Below are 2889 nucleotides of genomic sequence, written 5' to 3'. Positions count from 1 at the left end.
TTACCTCGGCGTTATGGGGAGTTTAGCGCCGGCGCTGACAGGCCGCGGGCTTTCAACGCCGCCTTGCCGCCCATCCCGGATAAGGTGGATCGGGACCGCACGATCTTGAGGCAGTCAATGGCGAAATCGCACTAAGGCCAGAAAGCAGCGGACCAGTCGCGGAGTGTCGCGCGCCTTCCAGGCAGATTTGGGAGGTGCGCGTCGAGCAGGACAACATCCCAGCGCAGCTTGCTGTACTTCGCGGCGCCGAGGCGGAGGTTCGTCACGCTCGGCAGTTATGCCAGGGGAAGCGTCCTGGCGAAACTCGTTTTCTCAAGGTACAACCACAAATCAGGGGTTCCCTGCTAGACTGTTATAATGTTACCCGGGCGAGCTCGAATTGTAGGAGAAACGAAATACGAACAGGCGTTCGCTGGTGCCGGGAGGGGGATTTGAACCCCCATGGGTGACCCCACACGCCCCTCAAGCGTGCGCGTCTGCCAAGTTCCGCCATCCCGGCACGGGATGAGGGCATCTGCGATTATAGCCCGCCTCCCCAACGGGGGGCAAATACCTGTGGCCCGCCCGGCGGCGATCGGGCAAACGTCCCGGCAGGCGCCCGGGCACCCGGACGCCCCTGGCAACTGCTCGCCTCCGAGCTCAGCGGCTGAGGACCAGGTAGGTGGCGCTGAAGATGAACAGAATAGAGACCGCGGTGGTGAGGCGCAGCATCAGCGTCTCCCGCGGCCGCGGACCGTGAAAGAGGCGGGCGCTGCCACCGATGGCCCCCAGGCCTTCCCCCTTTGGCCCCTGCAGAACGACGATCCCGATGACCGCCATCGCCAGGACCAGGTGCACGATCAGCATGGTCTCAAACACAGGACCCTCCCCCAGTTCGCACCGCCTAGTCTACTACGCCTCCCGGCACCCCGCCACGCCCCCTGCCCGCCACCGCCCGGACGATGGCAGCAAAGGCCTGCGGGTCCAGGCTGGCGCCTCCCACCAGGGCCCCGTCGATCTCCGGCTGGGCGATGAACTCGGTGATGTTCTCCGGGGTGACGCTGCCCCCGTACAGGATGCGCGTCTGCTGCGCCGCCTCACCGAAGCGCTCCGCCAGCCAGGTCCGGATCAGGGCACTCACCCGGTTGGCCTCTTCGCCGGTAGCGGCTCGCCCGGTGCCGATGGCCCAGACGGGCTCGTAGGCTACCACCAGGCGGTCACCTCCGGCCGGGTCCACCCCGGCGGTGCCCAGGCGCACCTGCCGCGCCACCACCTCCTCTGTGCGCCCGGCGTCGCGCTCCTCCAGGGTCTCGCCCACGCAGAGAATGGGGAGCAGCTCGTGGGCGAAGGCGGCGGAGACCTTGCGGCCTGCCTCCTCGTCGGTCTCCCCGAAGTGGCGGCGCCGCTCCGAGTGGCCCACGATGACGTAGGTGCACCCCAGGTCCCAGAGCATCGGCCCGGAGACCTCCCCGGTGTAGGGACCCTGCGCCTCCCAGTGCATGTCCTGGGCTCCCAGCTCGATGTTGCTGCCGGCCAGGGCCCGACCCACGTCGGCCAGCGCGGTGAAGGGCGGGCAGACGACGATGTCCACCTCCCGGAGGTCGGCCACCAGAGGCTTTAGCGCCGCGACGGTCTCGACACCCTCGCGCGCCGTCTTGTGCATCTTCCAGTTACCGGCAGCCAGCGGAACGCGCGCCACTAGCAGTCCTCCAGCACGGCGACCCCGGGCAGGACCTTCCCCTCCATGAACTCCAGGGAGGCGCCCCCGCCGGTGGAGATATGGGTGATGCGGTCGGCGACGCCGGCCGCCTCCACAGCCGCGGCTGTGTCCCCACCGCCCACCACCGTAACCGCGGAGGATTCGGCCAGGGCCCGGGCCACCGCCCACGTCCCCTGGGCGAAGTCCTCCACCTCGAAGATCCCCATGGGGCCGTTCCAGAAGATGGTCCCGGCACCCCCGATGAGGTGGGCGAACTGCTCCCGGGTGCGCGGGCCGATGTCCACGCCCATCCACTCCGGGGGAATGGCTTCCGCGGGCACCACCCGGGTGGGCCCCCCTTCGGGTGAGGGGGCGACGACCACATCTACCGGCAGGGCCAAGGTCACCTCCCGTCGGGCCGCCTGCGCCATCAGCTCACCGGCCAGCTCCACCAGCTCCGCCTCCACCAGCGACCTGCCCACCTGCAGGCCCCGCGCCCGCAGGAAGGTGTAGCTCATGGCCCCGCCCAGCAGGAGGGCGTCGGCCTTGCCCAGGAGGTGGCGGATGACCGGGATCTTGTCTCCTACCTTCTTCCCACCGAGGAGAGCCACGAAGGGGCGCGCGGGGTGGTCCAGGATGGCGCCCAGGTGGTGCAGTTCTTTCTCCATGAGGAGCCCCGCCACCGCCGGGAGGTGCTGCGCCACCCCCACGGTGGAGGCGTGCGCCCGATGGGCGGTGCCGAAGGCGTCGTTGACGTAGAGGTCGGCCAGCGCCGCCAGTTGCCGGGCGAAGTCGGGGTCGTTGGCCTCCTCCCCGGGGTGGAAGCGAAGGTTCTCCAACAGCAGGATCTCTCCCGGGCGCATGGTGGCTACGGCAGTGGCCACCTCCGGCCCAACCACCTCCCTGACCTGACGCACCGGGCGGCCCAGCAGCTCGCCCAGCCGCACCGCCACCGGGGCGAGCCGCAGGCCGTCCACCACCCGCCCCTTCGGCCGTCCCAGGTGGGAGCAGAGGATGACCCGCGCGCCGCGCTCCGCCAGGTGGGTGATGGTGGGCAGGGCCTCGCGGATGCGTCGGTCGTCGGTAATGCGCCCCTCCTCCAGCGGGACGTTGAAGTCCACGCGGACAAGCACGCGCCGACCGGCCACGTCCACATCGCGCACGGTCTTCTTGGGCATCCTGCCTCCTCGCACAGCACAGGGGCTGGGTCG

At 69.7% G+C, this 2889-nt stretch carries 3 protein-coding genes and 1 tRNA gene; all 4 read right to left on the bottom strand.

Annotation, left to right across the window (positions count from 1 at the left end):
• Nucleotides 1-413: 413 nt before the first annotated feature.
• The 4 genes from QN152_13820 to QN152_13805 all read right to left on the bottom strand — a co-directional run bounded on the left by QN152_13820 (nucleotide 414) and on the right by QN152_13805 (nucleotide 2856).
• Nucleotides 414-499 (bottom strand) — tRNA-Leu (locus QN152_13820).
• Between the two features lie 140 nt (nucleotides 500-639).
• The gene (gene secG, locus QN152_13815) at nucleotides 640-858 is read right to left on the bottom strand and encodes a preprotein translocase subunit SecG (protein MDR7540579.1); all 219 of its coding nucleotides are present in this window, start codon (nucleotides 856-858) and stop codon (nucleotides 640-642) included.
• Between the two features lie 25 nt (nucleotides 859-883).
• Nucleotides 884-1678: a triose-phosphate isomerase gene (gene tpiA, locus QN152_13810; GenBank protein ID MDR7540578.1), complete on the bottom strand. Its 795-nt coding sequence runs from the start codon at nucleotides 1676-1678 to the stop codon at nucleotides 884-886.
• A complete protein-coding gene (locus QN152_13805) occupies nucleotides 1678-2856 on the bottom strand; it encodes a phosphoglycerate kinase (GenBank protein ID MDR7540577.1) in 1179 nt (392 codons plus the stop codon). The genes tpiA and QN152_13805 overlap by 1 nt, the downstream gene beginning before the upstream one ends.
• Between the last annotated feature and the right edge of the window lie 33 nt (nucleotides 2857-2889).

This window comes from Armatimonadota bacterium, assembly GCA_031459715.1.
Classification (GTDB): Bacteria; Sysuimicrobiota; Sysuimicrobiia; order Sysuimicrobiales; family Humicultoraceae; genus Humicultor; species Humicultor tengchongensis.
Note: the sequence above shows the minus strand (reverse complement) of the source record. Positions and strands in the feature narration are given on the sequence as shown.

Bases quoted from the DNA above. Each gene is read 5' to 3' on its own strand.
- QN152_13805 (MDR7540577.1), bottom strand. From the start codon at position 2,856: ATGCCCAAGAAGACCGTGCGCGATGTGGACGTGGCCGGTCGGCGCGTG.